We start from the raw sequence: 18,667 nt of genomic DNA, 5'->3' as shown, positions 1-18,667 counted from the left end.
ATCAAAACCGAATATTGGTACATTTCATAAAGAAGAAAAGGAAGAGAATTGCTTCCCTTCCTTTTTCGTAGGAGGTTGAGAGTCGTTATTCCATTCCTGGGTTCTGGACCATTGCTGTGTTACGTTTGATTTCGTCACGACTGATCGGGGCAAAATACATCTTGTTGTCCCACTTGCGCGATTCACGATAAGACAAGTCTGTCACATAATAGGAATAATCCCATTTAGCTTCGTCGCGGACATAAGGTAGATTAGCTGTTTGTCCGGGTTTCAGACGACCGACAACCATAATACCAGTCAGCGGTTTGTTAGCTGTTTTGTCGGCGATCATCCAACGGCGGACATCGTAGTAGCGCGATTCTTCATATGCCAGTTCTGAACGGCGTTCCTGTTGCAGGAACTCGCGAAGTTCATTCTGGATAAATGATTTTCCGCGTATGGCTAATGTGTTTTTAGTGTCCGGGCGACCAATACGTCCACGTAAAGCGTCCAGATAGGTTGCCGCTTCATCCAGCCTATTCAGTTCGATGCAGGCTTCTGCTGCGATCAGATACATTTCGGCCAAACGAATATATGGATAAGGAGTAACTTGAAATATTTGTTCGCTGGCTGCTACCGTTCCATCAATTAGTTTTTTCTCTACGTAACCGGTAAATGAACCGTTCCAGTCCTCGATAGATGATTTTCGGGTGTCAACACCGTATAAACCGTTAAAAGTAACAGTTTGTTTGTTGGGTAATTCAATTTCTACCTTTCCTCCATCACTGACTTCATAGTAACCCATTTGCAGATTGCCCAAGGGAGTCGGATCGTAGGCTTTGGAGTCTGTTGGACGTTCACGTCCCCATACTGCTCCGTCATATCCGATTGTAGCATAGAAACGTGGTTCACGATTTGAGTATGGATTAACGGTAGTCGATTCACCGACTTTTGTTAATGGTGTATCATATAGAGATCCATCTTCCATCTCGAATGACATGGCCAAATCTTGTGTAGGTGTTACTCCGGCCCAGTTATGATAGCCATTCGGGCCGTGGCATAAGCCGACACGGTTTCTTACATTCTTGTCTCCACCGTTTTTGTTAATGAACTGTTTGGTAAAGATCATCTCCTTGTTATTGCTGATGATGATATTATGGAATTTTTCAGCAATCTCATTGACGGTATTGGCATTACAATCGATTAGTGAGTATGTGCCGCTTTCAATAACCTCTTTGGCTGTGGCTAAAGCTTGTTCATAAAGCGCGCTCCGATCTCCTTTATATTGGTTACATTCCAATGTATTGATGGTGCGGTCTGCAAAAAGCGGACTGGCAAGATGTAATAGTATACGGGCTTTGAGTGCTTTTGCTGCACCGCTGGTAGCACGTCCTAACTCACTGTCTTTGACAGTTTCAGGTAGTAAGCTGATCGCTGCGTCGATATCTTTCAGGATGAAATCCAAACAATCGCCAACATTACTGCGTGGAATACTGATGTTGGCAGCGCTTGCCATGTCATAGATCTGATTTACAAGAGGAACACCTCCAAAGCCTCTTACTAACTCTGTATAGAGATATGCCCGTAAAAAATGAGCTTCTCCTTTCATGACGTCCAGATTGTAACCTGGAGATTCGGGAACCTTGTCGATATTGGAAAGAACTAGGTTAGCTCTGTAAATCCCAAGGTAGCGGTCTTTCCATCTGAACGGGCAATTTTCATTGTCGAACCATTGCAGGTCACTGCCTGAAACGGCAATTTCATTGATCGCCTTTACGCCGTAGTTGTGGGTGAAATAAGCATCGTCTGTTAATCCGGACGTATTAGCTTCTTCTGCACCGTGCATGACATAGGCATAAATATCATTTACGACAGCTTGTGTCAAACCTGCATCCGACCAAACGTCTGTTTCGTTATATTGGTCGTTTGGAGTCAGGTCCATAAAATCAGAGCAAGAAGACATTGACAGTGTAACACCTACTGCTGCCGATATACATATATTTTTTATCGTTGTTTTCATAAGATTTTAAATATTAGAATGTTGCTTGAACTCCAAAATTGATAATCCTTCTTTGTGGATATGCTTCCAAATTGACGTCTCTTGCTTCGGGGTCGGCGACTTTTACATGATCCAATGTGAAAAGATTTGTTGCATCACCATAAATACGAAGTTTGGAAATACCCGCTTTTTTTAATGCATCGACAGAGAACGTATAACCCAGTTCCACGTTCTTCAGACGCAGATAGTCACCTTTGCGCAAGAAATAAGTATTCTTATTGGAAATCCAGTATTGATCTTCGCGTTCATAAGTACGTGGTCCGTTTGCCGTCGGGTTATCAGGAGTCCAACGTTGGTCGTAATATTCTTTCAGGAAATTACCGATCGTACCGGACCAGGTTTGAATATATACCTGACCTCCTGTTGCTCCCTGGAACAGAGCCATCAAATCCCAATTTTTCCAATTTAACCCTAATGTCAAACCTGCGACGAAACGAGGTTCTTCGTTTTTGTCTGAACGGATGCGGTCATCTGCATCGATTTTGCCGTCGTTGTTGATATCTTTAAAACGTATGTCGCCAGGTTGTGCACCTTCCCAGTGTGGGTAGGCATCGATTTCCGCCTGGTTGTGGAAGATACCGTCAGCAACATAGTACAGGCTTGTGCTCACTGGCAATCCTGTTGAAACCTGCCATGCGGGAGCTCCCGGAGTTTCATCCCAGAATAAAATTTTATTACGGGCATAGGTCGCATTTAATGATACATTATATTGCACATCACCGATATTGTCATTCCAACCTACCAACATGTCAAAACCACGGTTTTTCATTTCACCGATATTTTCTCGTGGTAATGTGATACCTGTGATTTCCGACAGAGATGCGTTACGGGAAATCAACATGTTTGTACGTTTATGATAGAATGCATCAGTTTCGACACTTAACCGGTTTTGTAAAAATTTGAAGTCAAGGCCGACATTGTAAGTTGTACCGACTTCCCATGTGATGTTAGGGTTCGGAGTGCGTACGGCGTACAGACGTTTACTTTCTTCACCGCCGAATACAACTCCATGTTCTGTAAATCCGTATGTATTCAGGTATTGGATGGAACGGTCGTATTCATTGTCCGAATTTAATAAAGCGTCGTTACCTGTCTGTGAAATGGATGCACGTAGTTTAAAGTAGTCGATAAAACGGACATTTTCTTTCCACCAGTTTTCTTCAGAAACGCGCCATGCGACAGATGCACCCGGGAAGAATCCGTAGCGTTTGTTTTTGGGGAATCTGTAAGAACCGTCAGCACGCCATACAAATTCAAACAAATAGCGCTCCAAGTAATTGTAGGATACACGTCCAAAATAGTTCAAGCGAGCTTCTTCCCATGAATAACCAGTGTTTTTCATACCGACGTCGCTACCCAGATTTAATTCCGGTTTAGTATCGGATATGAAACCTTGGCGGAATGCACTCGTAAAATCATAATCTTTTTTCTGGGCTTCAATACCGAACGTAACTCCTAAATTGTGCTGGCCGAATGTACGGTTGTAATCGATCAGTCCGTTTACCATCCAGGATGTAGCATCACTGTGCTCACGTGATAACTGCGCATTGTCCACATAACGTTTGGCAGCAGTCAGGCCGGAGCTGTTTTTATTAACGCCGTCCCAAGAATATAACAGGATTGGTTTTTCGAATTTTTTCCTGTTATAGAAATGCTTGTCATAAGAACCGTTTCCTCTTATGGTTAAACCTTCAATCCAAGGAATTTTAATATTGACTGATAAGTTATTTTGGATATAGTAATTTTTCTGGTTGTCGAAACCTGCTATATCTGTGGAGGTTACTGCGGGATTATCGCCACGTTCCAAGTCTGGACCCGGCTCGCCTGTTGGCCAATATGCATTTTGAGTTGGTTTTCCACGACGGATACCGGAAAAAATACTACTTGCCGATTTCATCGGGTATTTCGTATTCTCTAGACGGGCGATGCTACCCAACTGGAAACTTACATATTTACTTGTGTTGATATCTAAGTTCATACGCAAGCTATATTGATCATATCGGTTTGCCGAGTTTTTATAAATACCATCCTCGCCGTTAGCTGCGAAGTTGACATAGTATTTCATCTTTTCAGATCCTCCCTGTACACCTACGTCGGCACGATACATTGGAGACGCATTCTTGATTGTTGTGTCAAACCAGTCTGTATCCGGATGTCCCCAAGGATCGGAACCGTCTTGGAATAAACGTAAGTCTTCGTCTGTCCATGTTCCCGGATTGATTTCGTTGACCATTGTGGCATATTCGAATGCATTGGCCATTTTAGGAAGGCGTGTCGGCTGTGAAAAACCGCCGCTGGCATTGAATGTTACAGTGGCTTTTCCTTCTTTACCGCGTTTGGTCGTAATAAGGATTACACCGTTTGCGGCACGTGCACCGTAAATTGCGGCAGATGCGTCTTTTAATACGGAAATAGATTCGATTTCGGTCGGGTTCAAACGGTTAAAACCACCGTCGCGATCCGGAATACCGTCGATTACAACGAGGGGATCGTTGCTTCCCAATGAGTTTGTACCGCGTACTCGTATTGTAGTTCCACCGCCACCCGGTTCATCTGATTTTTGGAAACCGATGACCCCCGGCATACGGCCTACCATACCGTTTGACAAGTTGGTTGTCGGCGAAGCTTTCAGTTCTTCACCAGATACACTGGCAACAGAACCGGTCACAGTCACTTTCTTTTGTGTGCCGTAACCGACTACTACTACTTCTTCCAGTTTTTGAGTGTCTTCTTTTAAAGTTACATTGATCGTTGATTGGTTACCAACTGGAACTTCTTGAGCTTGATAGCCGATGTAAGAGAAAACAATAGTTGACTTGGAGGGTACCTCCAATGTATAATTACCGTCGATGTCGGTAATTATACCGATTGTAGTTCCTTTTACTGCGACGTTAACACCGATTAGGGGTTCACCAGTTACATCCACTACGGTACCTTTTATGGTTTTTTGCTGTGCAAATGCCGTAGCTGTAAACATGACGCAAAGTAGAAAACAACCGAGCGTCCTGAATAAATGGTTTAAAGAATATCTTTCCATGTTTTAGAGATATTAAATGAATATAAGGTTAAAAACATTAATGGATAATGGTTTATCCGTTTGGGAATGGATGTTGAGCTATGTTTTCATAGGCAATAGTAGTTTAATTAGACGTATGTTTGTAAAGAATAATTGCATTGAAGAATTTTCACCTGGTCGCATATAATTTAACTTTTAGGTTAACATTGAGTTTTTTACGGAAATATTTCTATAATGAAATGCAAGCCCTGTTAACAATTACGAACTTATTTCGGGACAAAAGTGGGTAAAAAGGAGATTAAATCAAAATGAATGTATAAAAATGTTTTGTCTTGTGATTGTTTATTGCGTTGTGTAATTATTCTGTGTTTTTTTAGAACTGATAAAATCAACATATTGAGATATTTGTTGATTTATATATGATTATTTCTTTACTTTAATTGCAATAATGTTTTTGTCTGTCTATCTTGAATCAAGACGAAAAAGGACAGTAGATTACCTACTGTCCTTATAAAGAGTGAAAATCTAAATCAAATTAGTCACTATATCCCGGATTTTGAATCAGATTTTTGTTACTGTTCATTTCATCTCGCATTATAGGCAGGTAGTAGCATTTGTCGACAAACTGGCGGGCTTCTTCTGCTAAATCGATAACCTGATATTTCATATCCCATTTAGTCGGATCTGCATTATATTTGGTTTGTGCTCCGATTCCAGGTTTTAACCATGCTGTTACACGGATACCCTTCAAGCTATTTAGACCTGGTGCATCCGGCGCAATCATCCAACGGCGCAAATCCCAATAACGGATTTCTTCGTAGCAAAATTCCAAACGGCGTTCGTTCTGATAGATTTTACGAAGTTCTGCTTGGTCGTTTGTCGTTACAGCCGGAAGATTGACATTGGCACGATATTCATTCAAATACTTTTTCGCTTCATCCAGTTCGCCCAATTCTATGCAAGCTTCGATATAGCAAAAATAAATTTCAGACAAACGAATGAATGGGAAGATTGCGTTGATCTTGTTGCGATGATCGCCATCGGCAGGGTTGATGTATTTTTTCAAATAATAACCGGTGTAAGTTGCGTTCCAACTTTCGCCGCCTCCTGCACGTGTGTCCATGCCTGAATAAAATTTAGACTCGTCTGTTACGGAAGGGTCTAATTGATAATAGCCTGTTTGAATTTTACCAGTGGGTTCGATCGTTGCATAGTCGGATGGGCGTTGTATCCATTGCATACCATCATACATGATAGTGGCATAAAAACGAGGTTCACGACCGCTATAAGGAGCTGCTGCATGTTGTGCGTTACTCCAGTCGAATTTGCTGCCGTCTTCCATAGCAAAAGCATCTACTAAATCTTGTACAGGAGTGTTTCCTCCCCAAGCATGGTAACCGGAAGGTCCATTGAATACTGGCATTTTTGTACCGCTTTCGTCTTTGGTATCAATAAAATATCGGGAGAAAATGTGGTCGGCACTTTCTGTCAGGAAAAAGTTCCAAATAGCTTCTGCTTTTTCTTCAGTGGAGAGTCCTGGTCCGCCGTAGGTCGGTATTGCATGCCCCATCGGATTATCCAGTAGCTCTTTGGCAGCAGCCTTGGCAGCTCTCCAGCGATCGGCTTTTGTTCCTTCAGTATAGAAAATAAGTTCCGGATGGTCGTATGAACCTAACAAAGACGACTTGGCAGAGGCTGTCGCTTGATCATGCAGGTCGCTGGCGGCATCAGTTAAAACACGTACTTTTAAAGCCTTTACTGCAGCTAATGTGGCCCGTCCTTTTTGTGTGTTGGCAAATGTCCGGTCTTTCAAGCATTCTGCAGCGTTTTCTATGTCGCTCAGTATTTGTTTGATACAATCGGTGTAAGAAGAACGAGATAGCAAGAATGACTCTTGCGGGTCTGTCAGTTGTGTTACTCTTAACTGAAGGGGAACGCCTCCGAATGCTCTTGTTAACCGATGAGTAAAATAGGCCCGAAGGAAATAGGCCTCGCCTTTTAGTTGCTGTTTGGATTCGTCAGCAAAAGTAGCATCGTCTACATTTTCAATGAAGTCGTTACAAGAACGGATGTTCAAGTACAAACGTTGCCACTGATGTCCGCTCTGAGTCTTAGAGAACCATCCTAAATTTACATCCGTTACGGCTCCGGCATTTGTCTCGCGGAATTCACGTCCGTGTGTAAATAAAGCTTCATCACAAGCAGAAGCTTGTAACTCTTCTGTGAAACCAGCATCTTGGAAGGCAAAATATATGTCATACATATACGCTTCGGCCAAATTCTTTTCTTTCCAGATATCCTCTGCCATGATCTCTGTTTGGGATTTCGTATTCAGGAAATCCGTGCTACAGGATGCTGTTATTAGAGCAGCAGACAGTAAACATAATATATTCGCTTTTTTCATTTTATTCTAATTTAGAAAGTTACTGTGAAACCGACATTGATAATTTTTGACTGTGGATAATTGGTTGCATTGGAACTTGTACTTTCCGGATCTATATCTTTGCAGGGTGAGAATGTTAGTAAATTTACACCGTTTACATAGATACGTGCATAAGAGATCAATTTGGTCTGAGATAACCAAGCTTTTGGCAATGTCCAACCGATCTCCAAGTTTTTCAGACGGATATAATTTGTATTGACCATCCAGTAGGTATTACTGCCAGCGGCTGTTCCATCCCAATAATAAGCAGAACGTTCATTTACACGTGGATACAGGCTGGACGGATTTTCGATAGACCAATGTTTGTCATAGACGTATTTCGGGTAATTACCGATATCTCCTGCTTCCCAGTAAACTTTGGTCCATGAATCGGCTGCCCCTTGGAACAGTACGCTTAAATCGAAGTTTTTCCATTGCAGGTTACCTGTGATACCGTATGTCCATTTAGGTTCATTGGTGCGGTCGGAGCGGTAGCGGTCGTCCGGCGTGATTTTACCGTCCCCGTCCAAGTCTTTGAATTTCATATCACCAGGACGTAAATCAGCATCTTTAGTGATACCATCGTAATTCGGACGATTGGCGATATCATTAATTTCGTCCCAATCTTTGAATACTCCGTCATATTCATAATATAAGCTTGTATTCATCGGATGGCCGGTCGATTTTTGCCATTCCGGAGCACCTGGAGCTTCATCCCAGAATTTGATTGTATTTTTTGCGTAACCACCGGTTGCAGAAATGCTATAATGCCAGTCTTTGCCAATATTGTCGCTCCATTCGATTTTGAAGTCGAAACCTGTATTGTCTACTTTACCGATATTTTCAGCCGGGAGGGTCAAGCCGGATGTCGTTGGAATGGAAGCGTTTCTACGCCACAAGATGTTGGAACGTTTGTTGTAAAAATAGTCGGCTTCCAAATATAAACGATTGTCAAATGTACGTGTTTCGATACCGATATTAAAGTTGTTTGCACGTTCCCAAGTAATATTTGGATTCGGGAATCGGCTGATTCTTAAACCTTTTTCATCGGCGTTGTCAATAATGTAACCCCATTCGTAGTAGTATGTCGGAGAAAACTGATATTCTCTTAAAGAATTGTCGAAATAGACTTGGTCATTACCCATCTGGCCCCAAGATGCACGAATTTTGAAGTAGTCAATGAAAGAAAGGTTCTCTTTCCAGAAATCTTCTTCAGAAATACGATATCCCAATAATACACCAGGGAAGAAACCAAAGCGGTTACCTTCTGCGAACATGTAAGAACCGTCATAACGCCAAACGAATTCAGCCAGATATTTTTCTTTATAATTATAAGCCATACGTCCAAAGTAATTCATACGGGCACGTTCCCAATTATCTCCATCGCTTTTAGCATTTTTTTCTTTGTCACCCCCAGCATTAAAATGATGCAAAGCGTTTGACAGGAAATAACGGCGGTAAGCATTGAATGATTCAGCATTCGACCAATCTCGCTCCATACCAATTAAGAAGTTAACACCATGATCGCCAAAGTTGCGATCGTATGTCAAGATACCACTCAATATGGTGTTGGTTTGATCGGTTGATTCCATGGATAAATCAGGATCTTCATGGTTTGGATAACTTAACATTGGAGTTAGTTTCGGAGTTTTTCCATCTGCTTCGTAACTAACCTTATCCCAGTCATATAATGTCCAAGGCTGGAACCATGTTTTACTTTGTTTTAAATATTTGTCATATGAGACGGAAGCTGTTAATTTTAAACCTTCGATCCAGGGTTGGGTGATTTCAACTTTTGCATTACTCTGAATGTAGTAACGCTTGTCATGTGTGTAGCCGGTTTCGTCCGTGCAAGCTACAACCGGATTACGTCCGTATTCCTGTGCTGGTCCAGGCAGTCCGTTTGGCCAGTAAGCTTGATCGGTTGGGCGTCCGCGGGAAGTGAACCACAATAAATCTCCCGCACCTTGACTTGGAAAATTACGATTTTCCTGACGTCCCATCAATTGTGCACCCACCTTAATGTAGTCATTAAACTGTGCATCGACGTTCATGCGGAGATTGAATTGCTTGTAATTGTTTGCTGATTTGTGATACAAACCATCCGTATATTTGTGACCGAAGTTTACGAAATACTGATATTTGTCCGAACCTCCTTCCAGTGATGCATTATGTACACGCTGTGGTGACCAATTTTTGAAAGTGGCTGCATACCAGTCTGTGTTTGGATATCTCCAAGGGTCGTTACCATTACGATAAAGCTCTATCTCTTCCGGAGTTCTGAACAATGTATATTCGCCCATGGTCTGGCCATTATTTTTAGCAGGGTTAAGCATGGCTTTGTTCATATACAGTTCATTCATCAATTCAGAATATTCGACAGCGTCACACATTTCCGGTAAGTTGGTTGGTTTAGACCAGCCTTGGTTAAAAGAGTAAGTGAATTCAGGTTTTTTCCCTGCGCGTCCCTTTTTAGTCGTGATCAATATTACACCATTGGCAGCACGTGCTCCGTAAATAGCAGCGGAAGCATCTTTCAATACGGACATTGTTTCGATTTCGTTCGGGTCCAAACGTTCCAAACCTCCGGCCCTTGCAGCTACTCCATCGATAACAATCAACGGGTCATTGTTTCCAAGCGTATTTGAACCGCGGATTCGGATCGTTGCTCCGTCATAGCCCGGTTCTCCTGATCGTTGGTAGGTTACAACACCAGACATTTTACCTGCGATGGCATTTGATAAGTTGGCAACTGGTGATTTAACCAAATCATCACCTTTTAGTGTAGAAACGGAACCGGTAACGGTTTCTTTTTTTTGAACACCATACCCGACAACGACAACTTCATCGATGTTTTGAGTATCTTCTTGCATGGTAATGTTGATTGTTGTTTGATTCCCAACAGAAAGTTCTTGCGTTCTATATCCTATATAAGAAAACACAAGAGTCGCGTTTGTCGGAACTTCTAAAGTGTATTTACCATCAATATCAGTAATGATACCAATAGTCGTGCCTTTTACAGATACGTTTACACCGATAAGAGGTTCACCTGTAGCATCGACAACTATACCTTTGATAGTTTTTTGTTGTGCAAAAACAACTGTTGTACATAGTACAAAAAGTGATAAGGTTAACATTCGGAAGAGGCTACTAATGACACCGCTTCGTTGTGAATGTGTTTTCAAAGAAAAGTCTTTCATGTTCTTTCTTTATTAAATGAATATAAGGTTAAAAAAACAATAAGGATATTGCTATCCAGCTTAAAAAAATAGAATTCGAATACTATTTAGATCATAGGCAATATGAATTAAATGAAACATGTATTTTGGTAAAATTGATTATGCTGTATGAAAGAAAATTACGATAGAGTGGTGGCTATTACAGATCATCAAGCCATTTTTTGAAAAATGCTCTGCGATATAAGTTTTCGATAGATTGTGTTGTACCTTCTTTGAACTGTGTTCGAATGATTGTTGGTCTCATAATGAATACTTTTAAGTTAACAATCTATTAGGAGGCCGATCATTTACTTAAAGTAAACACTGACCTTGTTAATAGATTTAAATTATATCTGTGGCAAAGATATTGCAAAATGTTATATATACAAAAATAAATGCAATAAAATATTACAGAGCACACTTATTTTGTTCTGGGACTATTGTTAATTTGGTTACATGAACAGTATATTAGAAAATATAGATACAATTCGAAGGAATAAAGGCTATTCGCAGGAATACATAGCGACTCAAATAGGAATGAAGCAAGCTGGGTTTAGTTTGATTATGTCTGGAGAGAGGGAATTGAAATATAATACCTTATTGCAAATTGCAAAGGTGTTGCAGGTCTCTGTAATAGATCTTATAACATTTCCGGAGAAGTATGTTCCATCCAAAGGGGGAGGCATGTCGACCGAAGCCGTTCTGCAAATTAAATTAGACAGCGATAAAAAGGATCAGATATTGAATATTGTGTTTGGGGAGCAGATTGCGGAATTGTTGAAATCGAGATGATTTCCTTATTGGCACGGAAGGAGAGGCTCGAACTCCCGACACCTGGTTTTGGAGACCAGTGCTCTACCAACTGAGCTACTTCCGTGTTTGCGGGTGCAAAGGTAAGAGAATATTCTATAATTCCAACTATATGCACGAAAAATAGTTGATAAAACTGCTTATTTTCTCGATTCTTTGGTGATTCCCGGAATTTCTTTCCTATCTTTGATGTAATAGAGTTGTTAATCGGGTATATAATTTATACAAACAATCAACAAAGACATGAAAGACGAATTAGACATGAATGCCAACCTTTTGGTTGAGTTCCTTCAAAAGCCATCTTCCAAATTTACAAAGGCGGATATCGTATCGTATATTAAGGAGAAGGATATCCGGATGGTGAACTTTATGTATCCAGCCGGTGACGGGCGCTTGAAAACATTGAATTTTGTTATTAACAATGCTGCATATCTGGATGCAATCCTGACCTGCGGAGAGCGTGTGGACGGTTCCAGCCTGTTTTCGTTTATCGAGGCGGGTAGCAGCGACTTGTATGTGATTCCGCGTTTCCGTACGGCGTTTATTGATCCTTTTTCCGCATTGCCGACATTGAGCATGCTGTGCTCGTTCTTTAATAAAGATGGCGAACCGCTGGAAAGTTCGCCTGAATATACGCTGCACAAGGCAAGCAAGGCCTTTACGGATGTGACGGGTATGCAGTTCGAAGCGATGGGAGAGTTGGAGTATTACGTGATTGCGGATGAGGAAGATTTGTTCCCGGCAACAGATCAACGAGGATATCATGAATCGGGGCCTTATGCGAAGTTCAACCAGTTCCGTACGCGATGTATGCAATATATCGCACAAGCGGGAGGACAGATAAAATACGGACATTCGGAAGTTGGTAATTTTACTTTGAATGGTAAAATCTATGAACAGAATGAGATTGAATTCCTGCCTACGCGAGTGGAAGATGCCGCCGACCAGTTGATGATCGCCAAATGGGTGATCCGTAATCTGGCATACGAGTATGGGTTGAATATTACGTTTGCTCCGAAGATCACGGCTGGAAAAGCAGGTTCCGGTCTGCATGTGCATATGCGTATTATGAAGGATGGCAAGAACCAGATGTTGCAGGATGGCGTTTTGTCGGAAACGGCCCGTAAGGCAATTGCCGGTATGATGAAGTTAGCTCCGTCCATTACGGCTTTCGGCAATACGAATCCGACTTCTTATTTCCGTTTGGTTCCTCACCAGGAGGCTCCGACGAATATTTGCTGGGGCGATCGTAATCGCTCTGTATTGGTGCGTGTTCCGTTGGGATGGGCCGCCAAGAAGGATATGTGTTCGCTGGCAAACCCATTGGAAACAGATAGTCATTATGACACGACGCAGAAGCAGACGGTCGAAATGCGTTCGCCGGACGGATCGGCCGATTTATATCAGTTGTTGGCAGGATTGGCGGTCGCTTGCCGCTACGGATTTGAAATTCCGGATGCGCTGGATGTGGCCGAGAAGACATATGTGAACGTGAATATTCACCAGGAAGAAAACAAGGCACGCTTGGAAACATTGGATCAGCTGCCGGATAGCTGTGTCGCTTCGGCCAAACGCCTGCAGCAGCAGAGGGAGATATTCGAACTGCATAATGTCTTTAGCCCGAGCATGATCGACGGTATCATAAAGAAATTGGAAAGCTATAATGACACGACATTGCGTGAGGACCTGAAAAATGATCCTGAAGGAATGCTTGAACTGGTAAACCGGTATTTTCATTGTGGGTAAATGATGATTTACCGTAGGGGCGGGGTTCTACTCCGCCCGATGTAAATAATATCCGCCTTGCCCGGATTCAATGGGCAGAGCAGAGCCCTGCCCCTACGAAATAACCATTACACCATTCTTAAATCCTCGAACATCCGTTTATACACTGCCGCCTTTTCCTCCAAAGGCTTGGGATAAGCACGTGAGGAAGAAGGCATACGGTAGAGGCGGAAAATGCGGCCCGACAGGGTGAAACGGGAGTAGGAGCCGACTTTGGGCTCTTCAACTGGAGGGAGCATGGCTATCAGGGTGTCCATCGCTTTTTGTCCCGTTACGACAATTGCTTCGCATTCTGGTATTTTTGCCAATACTTCAGCCGGGTTAAGCGGGGTGACAACCTGTAGGAAGTTATCCGAGGCATTGTTTTTAAGCCGGATGATCTCCACGGCGGTATCACCGATTCCTATTCCTTTTTCCCGACAGAAAGCTTTTGCTTTCTCTTCACTGAAAGCCTTTTTAGTTTCTAAGAAATATTCTTTATCGTTATAAAAGATCAGTCCGAGTATCCGCCACATGTCGTTTTGGATATTCGGATAATAGAAATTCATCGACCAGCGCACACGCGGAGGCGGGAAACTACCCAGCATCAATAATTTCGTGTTTTCCGGAAGGAAGAACCCTAACGGATGCTGTTCTACCGGCTGAGTGACTGGTGTTTTCATTATTTTACCCGACTGTTCCATTCATCCGGTTTGAAACCGACCAAAACCTGATCTTCGCTGATCAGCAGAGGGCGTTTGATCAATTTGCCGTCCGAAGCCAATAATGCAATCTGTTCCGCTTCGCTCATCGCGGGCAGCTTGTCCTTCAATTTCATCTCCTTATAAACCAATCCGCTGGTGTTGAAGAAATTTTTCAGTGGCAATTTGCTGTGTCCGATCCATTTCGTCAGTTCTTCGACGGAAGGATTCCGGTCGATGATATGGCGGTCCTCGTACGTTACTTTGTGCTCATCCAGCCACTTTTTTGCATTTCGGCAGGTGCTGCATTTCGGATATTCTAAAAACAAGTAGCTCATACGGTTACGATATTATTTTCCTTCTTTCTTTTGTCTTTTGGCATCTTCTTTGGCCATCAGCACGACATTGTACACGAAGTCGGTCATCCATTCTTCCGAATATCCGAGTGTTTCTTTGTATTTACGTATTCTCCAGGCGACTTTCTGAACGCCGACATCTTTCCATTCTGAACGGGTCACGATTTCGTGGATGGTCTTCTGCGTTTGCGAATATAATAGTTTCTTCACCAGCATGGAGAAGCGGAACTTCCATTGCATCAGGTTGTCGAGCAGGGAGAACAGATCGTTGTTGAACCCCTGGTACATGATGAAATAGGATTTGATGTCGTTCTGCGTCCTACAGTTCTTTTTGATAGAGGCATCGATTTCCTTGAAGAAGTTTTCGTTCAGTCCGTATTCCTGCATCAGGATTTTACGGGAACGGGATTTCTCGGCTATACCCAACTTGTTGTTTTGGGTCGGAATCTTAAGCATCCGCTTGAACAACGCCATGTCGTTCAATATGTTGAGGTTGGTGATACCTAACTGCACAGCCATTACCGCCTGGTAATACACGCGGATCAACGTAACGAACTCTTCTACGGAGCCTTTCGATACGACTTCTGTTTCTTCTTCTTCTTTCTTTTTAAATAGTTTGGAAATGAAATTCATTGTGTGTATTTATATTTATTGCCGGCAAATATAGGAAGAATCTTTCTATATGCCTAATAGTACATTTTGCAGGATGTAAACAGCGGCTCCCGACAGATAGCCGGCCAAGGCGAGCAACGAGATCCTTTTCAGATACCAGATGAAGTTGATTCCTTCCAATCCCATCACGACGACTCCGGCAGCAGAACCGATGATCAGCATGCTGCCACCCACTCCGGCGCAGTAGGCGAGGAATTGCCAGAACACGCCGTCTTGTACGAAATGGGCCATATAAGCCGGGTCGGCGGCCGTAGCAACCATCGCATCCGAGGCAACAGGATACATGCCGATAGCACCGGCGACGAGCGGAACGTTATCGACGATGGCAGAGAGTGTTCCGATAATCAGATTAACAGCATATACGTTGCCGATCGTATCGTCCAACCAGAGGGAAAAACTACCCAGAACACCACTGCAACGCAGTGCGTCTACAGCCAGCAAGATACCGAGGAAGAACATCAGGGTAGCTCCGTCGATACGGCTCACAACTTTCGATAAGCGGAGTTTCAGATCCTCGTTGATCGGAGTTCTCCGGTACATCAATTCGGTGAATACCCACAGGATACCGACTCCCATCAAAATTCCCATGAACGGCGGCAAGTGGGTGATCGTTTTAAACACCGGAACGAACAGCAGGCAAAACACGCCGATGCAGAGGATCGCCAGTTTTTCGTTCGCTTTCAATACTTTTAGCAGAAGGTTGCCGCGGTCTTCCTCAAAAGCGTTGGGAGGGGTCACTTTCCCGTGCAGGCTGCGGGAGATGATCAGCACCGGGACTAAAGCCGACACGAAACTCGGCAAAAACAGATGCGGGATGGTCGCCGCAGTCGATATGTTTCCTCTTACCCATAGCATGATAGTCGTCACGTCACCGATGGGCGACCAAGCTCCGCCGCTGTTGGCGGCGATCACGATAATACTGCCGAAAACCCAGCGTTCTTTGTAGTCGCCGACTAATTTCCGGATCAACATCACCATCACGATAGAGGTGGTCAAATTATCTAAGACTGCCGACATGAAGAAGGTGATCGTGGCGATGACGAACAACAATTTCCGCTTGCTGTTGGTCGTGATCCGGTTGGTGATGAACAGAAAACCTCCGTGCGAATCGATCAATTCAACGGTAATCATCGCTCCGATCAGGAAAACCAATGTTTCTGCGATTTCTCCGATACTGCTCAATATCTGATGGTCGATGACGAAGCGGATGCACTGGTCTGCGTAGGGCAGATCCTTCATGAACGGGAATGCGTCTAAAAAAAGTTTAAATTCCTCGGCAGAAGCGGCCGGAATGAATTGAGGAGCTCCCAATGTATATAAAACCCAAAGGATTGTTCCGGTCAGGAGTGCTGTTCCCGCTTTATTGATTTTTAGCGGATGTTCCAGGGCAATAAGCAAATATCCGACCAGGAACACGATGATCATTGTTGTCAACATAGTATGTTTATTAAATTTAATTCAACGTGACAAAATTAAGAATTTATTATGAGAGAAACACCTTTGTTAAGGTGATTGTTTAGATTTGTCCGGCATATATGTTTAAATCGTCGCAGGGCAACCGGAGTTTCCATGCAGGGAAGTTACCCCGCGGATGCTTATGTAATTTGTTTTCGACAATGTCGAGAATATAAACGACAATGTCGGGAATATACACGACAACGTCGAAAATATGCACGACATTGGCGAAGACAAATTAGACTGGCATGAATTATACAAAATAATACCATCCGCCGTGCCTGATCTTTTTGTATCTTTGTCCTGCATTTAAAGCAGATATGAATATATGATAAGCTATTTACAAATAGATAAGTTGACGAAAAGCTTCGGCGATTTGATCTTATTCGAAGATATCACTTTCGGAATCGCGCAAGGGCAGAAGGTCGGACTGATAGCCAAGAATGGTACGGGGAAAACGACCTTGCTGAATATCATAGCCGGAAAAGAGGATTATGACAGCGGGGCTGTTGTGTTCCGAAACGATCTTCGGGTTGGCTACCTGGAACAGACGCCGCATTATCCGGATGGCCTGACCGTTTTGCAAGCGTGCTTTTACTCTCCGAACGAGACAGTGCGTCTGATTGCCGAATATGAACAGGCGATGGCAAGCGGTGATCATTCTAACCTCGAAGATATCCTGCTCAGGATGGATAACCTGAAAGCTTGGGATTATGAACAGCGTGCCAAGCAGATTTTAGGACAGCTGAAGATTTATAATTTCGACCAAAAGGTGGAAACGCTTTCCGGTGGGCAGTTGAAAAGGGTGGCTTTGGCAAACGTACTGATCACCGATCCCGAACTGATCATCCTTGACGAGCCGACCAACCACCTGGATTTGGAAATGACTGAATGGTTGGAAGGATATCTTTCTCGCGCGAACATTAGTATTTTGATGGTGACGCACGACCGTTATTTTCTGGACCGTGTCTGTAGCGAGATTATCGAGATAGACCGGAAACAGATTTATCAGTATAAGGGGAATTACAGCTATTATTTGGAAAAACGACAGGAGCGGATGGATGCGTTGAATGCCGAGGTGGATCGGGCCAGCAACCTGCTTCGTAAGGAGCTCGACTGGATGCGCCGCCAGCCGCAGGCTCGCGGGACAAAGGCGAAGTACCGGATCGATGCTTTTTACGAGCTGGAAAAGAAAGCCAAACAGCAGCATGAGGCCGGTAACGTCAATCTGGATGTGAAGGCTTCGTATATCGGATCGAAGATTTTCGAGGCGGAGCATGTCTCGAAAAGTTTCGGTGATCTGAAGATCGTGGAAGATTTCAATTATGTATTCGCCCGTTACGAAAAGATGGGGATTGTCGGGAATAACGGAACGGGAAAATCCACTTTTATCAAGATGCTGATGGGGGAAGTGGAGCCTGACAGTGGCCGTTTTGACGTGGGCGAAACGGTTCGGTTCGGTTATTACAGTCAGGACGGCCTCCAGTTCGACGAGCAGATGAAGGTGATCGATGTGGTCCAGAATATCGCGGAATATGTCGATTTGGGTGACGGGAAGAAGATGGGTGTTTCACAGTTCCTGAACTATTTCCTTTTTGCTCCGGAGAAACAGCATAACTACGTTTACAAGCTGAGTGGGGGAGAAAAACGCCGTTTGTATCTTTGCACGGTCTTGATGCGTAGCCCGAACTTTCTTGTGCTCGACGAGCCGACGAACGACCTGGATATCGTCACGTTGAACGTGCTGGAGGAGTATCTGCGTAATTTCAAAGGATGTGCGATCGTCGTGTCGCACGACCGCTATTTTATGGATAAAGTGGTTGATCATCTGCTGGTGTTCCGGGGGAATGCCGATATAAAGGATTTTCCGGGCAACTACACGCAATATCGTGAATGGAAAGAGGTGCAGGACCAGTTGGAAAAAGAGGCTGAAGCGGCACGCCAGGCAAAAATGGCTTCTGCTGTGGAAAAAACGCCGCGTCCTGAAAAGGAGCAGAAAAAGAAACTGACTTTCAAGGAACGCAAGGAGTTTGAAGCGCTCGAAGTCGAGATTCCTCAGCTCGAAGCCGAAAAAGCCGAGTTAGAAACGGCCATGAGCAGTGGCATGTTGAGTAATGACGAGCTGCTGGCCAAATCCGGACGAATCGCAAAAGTAATAGAAGAAATAGACGAAAAGACAATGCGCTGGCTGGAATTAAGCGAGCTGGCGTGAATA

General features: G+C 43.5%; 11 protein-coding genes and 1 tRNA gene. 3 read left to right on the top strand and 9 right to left on the bottom strand.

The features are described from left to right. Positions 1-85 precede the first annotated feature (85 nt). The 4 genes from NQ564_RS10805 to NQ564_RS10790 all read right to left on the bottom strand — a co-directional run bounded on the left by NQ564_RS10805 (position 86) and on the right by NQ564_RS10790 (position 10,676). Positions 86-1,999: a RagB/SusD family nutrient uptake outer membrane protein gene (locus tag NQ564_RS10805; protein ID WP_039848250.1), complete on the bottom strand. Its 1,914-nt coding sequence runs from the start codon at positions 1,997-1,999 to the stop codon at positions 86-88. A 13-nt stretch (positions 2,000-2,012) separates the two neighbouring features. After that, a complete protein-coding gene (locus NQ564_RS10800; protein ID WP_008154985.1) occupies positions 2,013-5,075 on the bottom strand; it encodes a SusC/RagA family TonB-linked outer membrane protein in 3,063 nt (1,020 codons plus the stop codon). A gap of 514 nt (positions 5,076-5,589) precedes the next feature. Next, positions 5,590-7,458 (bottom strand): RagB/SusD family nutrient uptake outer membrane protein, encoded by a 1,869-nt coding sequence (locus NQ564_RS10795; protein ID WP_008151039.1) that lies wholly within the window; start codon positions 7,456-7,458, stop codon positions 5,590-5,592. An 11-nt stretch (positions 7,459-7,469) separates the two neighbouring features. Next, the gene (locus NQ564_RS10790; protein WP_039848249.1) at positions 7,470-10,676 is read right to left on the bottom strand and encodes a SusC/RagA family TonB-linked outer membrane protein; all 3,207 of its coding nucleotides are present in this window, start codon (positions 10,674-10,676) and stop codon (positions 7,470-7,472) included. 474 nt (positions 10,677-11,150) lie between these two features. On the opposite strand from NQ564_RS10790, the gene NQ564_RS10785 reads away from it, so the two are divergent. Beyond that, entirely contained in the window at positions 11,151-11,486 is a 336-nt protein-coding gene (locus NQ564_RS10785; RefSeq protein WP_008151035.1) for a helix-turn-helix domain-containing protein, read from the top strand. Between the two features lie 9 nt (positions 11,487-11,495). On the opposite strand, the gene NQ564_RS10780 is transcribed toward NQ564_RS10785, so the two are convergent. Further along, positions 11,496-11,571 (bottom strand) — tRNA-Trp (locus tag NQ564_RS10780). A 176-nt stretch (positions 11,572-11,747) separates the two neighbouring features. On the opposite strand from NQ564_RS10780, the gene NQ564_RS10775 reads away from it, so the two are divergent. After that, positions 11,748-13,250, top strand: coding sequence for a glutamine synthetase family protein (locus NQ564_RS10775; protein ID WP_008151033.1), 1,503 nt, complete (start codon positions 11,748-11,750; stop codon positions 13,248-13,250). Between the two features lie 107 nt (positions 13,251-13,357). On the opposite strand, the gene NQ564_RS10770 is transcribed toward NQ564_RS10775, so the two are convergent. Genes NQ564_RS10770 through nhaD form a run of 4 tightly spaced genes read right to left on the bottom strand, consistent with a single transcriptional unit; the run spans position 13,358 to position 16,434 of the window. Next, entirely contained in the window at positions 13,358-13,951 is a 594-nt protein-coding gene (locus NQ564_RS10770; RefSeq protein ID WP_039848284.1) for a uracil-DNA glycosylase family protein, read from the bottom strand. After that, positions 13,951-14,307 (bottom strand): arsenate reductase family protein, encoded by a 357-nt coding sequence (locus NQ564_RS10765; RefSeq protein ID WP_008151029.1) that lies wholly within the window; start codon positions 14,305-14,307, stop codon positions 13,951-13,953. The genes NQ564_RS10770 and NQ564_RS10765 overlap by 1 nt, the downstream gene beginning before the upstream one ends. 12 nt (positions 14,308-14,319) lie before the next feature. After that, positions 14,320-14,958, bottom strand: a complete 639-nt coding sequence (locus tag NQ564_RS10760; protein WP_129650092.1) for a hypothetical protein — start codon at positions 14,956-14,958, stop codon at positions 14,320-14,322. A gap of 45 nt (positions 14,959-15,003) precedes the next feature. Further along, complete coding sequence (gene nhaD / locus NQ564_RS10755; RefSeq protein ID WP_008151024.1) at positions 15,004-16,434, bottom strand: sodium:proton antiporter NhaD; 1,431 nt, start codon at positions 16,432-16,434, stop codon at positions 15,004-15,006. Positions 16,435-16,780: 346 nt separating this feature from the next. On the opposite strand from nhaD, the gene NQ564_RS10750 reads away from it, so the two are divergent. Beyond that, positions 16,781-18,664 (top strand): ABC-F family ATP-binding cassette domain-containing protein, encoded by a 1,884-nt coding sequence (locus tag NQ564_RS10750; protein ID WP_008151020.1) that lies wholly within the window; start codon positions 16,781-16,783, stop codon positions 18,662-18,664. The last annotated feature ends 3 nt before the right edge of the window (positions 18,665-18,667 follow it).

Source organism: Parabacteroides johnsonii DSM 18315 (genome assembly GCF_025151045.1).
In the GTDB taxonomy this organism is placed as follows: domain Bacteria; phylum Bacteroidota; class Bacteroidia; order Bacteroidales; family Tannerellaceae; genus Parabacteroides; species Parabacteroides johnsonii.
Note: the sequence above shows the minus strand (reverse complement) of the source record. Positions and strands in the feature narration are given on the sequence as shown.

Excerpts from the sequence above, each read along its gene's own strand:
- NQ564_RS10805 (WP_039848250.1), bottom strand. The coding sequence starts at position 1,999 with ATGAAAACAACGATAAAAAATATATGTATATCGGCAGCAGTAGGTGTT.
- NQ564_RS10800 (WP_008154985.1), bottom strand. The coding sequence starts at position 5,075 with ATGGAAAGATATTCTTTAAACCATTTATTCAGGACGCTCGGTTGTTTT.
- NQ564_RS10795 (WP_008151039.1), bottom strand. The coding sequence starts at position 7,458 with ATGAAAAAAGCGAATATATTATGTTTACTGTCTGCTGCTCTAATAACA.
- NQ564_RS10790 (WP_039848249.1), bottom strand. The coding sequence starts at position 10,676 with ATGAAAGACTTTTCTTTGAAAACACATTCACAACGAAGCGGTGTCATT.
- NQ564_RS10785 (WP_008151035.1), top strand. The coding sequence starts at position 11,151 with ATGAACAGTATATTAGAAAATATAGATACAATTCGAAGGAATAAAGGC.
- NQ564_RS10775 (WP_008151033.1), top strand. The coding sequence starts at position 11,748 with ATGAAAGACGAATTAGACATGAATGCCAACCTTTTGGTTGAGTTCCTT.
- NQ564_RS10770 (WP_039848284.1), bottom strand. The coding sequence starts at position 13,951 with ATGAAAACACCAGTCACTCAGCCGGTAGAACAGCATCCGTTAGGGTTC.
- NQ564_RS10765 (WP_008151029.1), bottom strand. The coding sequence starts at position 14,307 with ATGAGCTACTTGTTTTTAGAATATCCGAAATGCAGCACCTGCCGAAAT.
- NQ564_RS10760 (WP_129650092.1), bottom strand. The coding sequence starts at position 14,958 with ATGAATTTCATTTCCAAACTATTTAAAAAGAAAGAAGAAGAAGAAACA.
- nhaD (WP_008151024.1), bottom strand. The coding sequence starts at position 16,434 with ATGTTGACAACAATGATCATCGTGTTCCTGGTCGGATATTTGCTTATT.
- NQ564_RS10750 (WP_008151020.1), top strand. The coding sequence starts at position 16,781 with ATGATAAGCTATTTACAAATAGATAAGTTGACGAAAAGCTTCGGCGAT.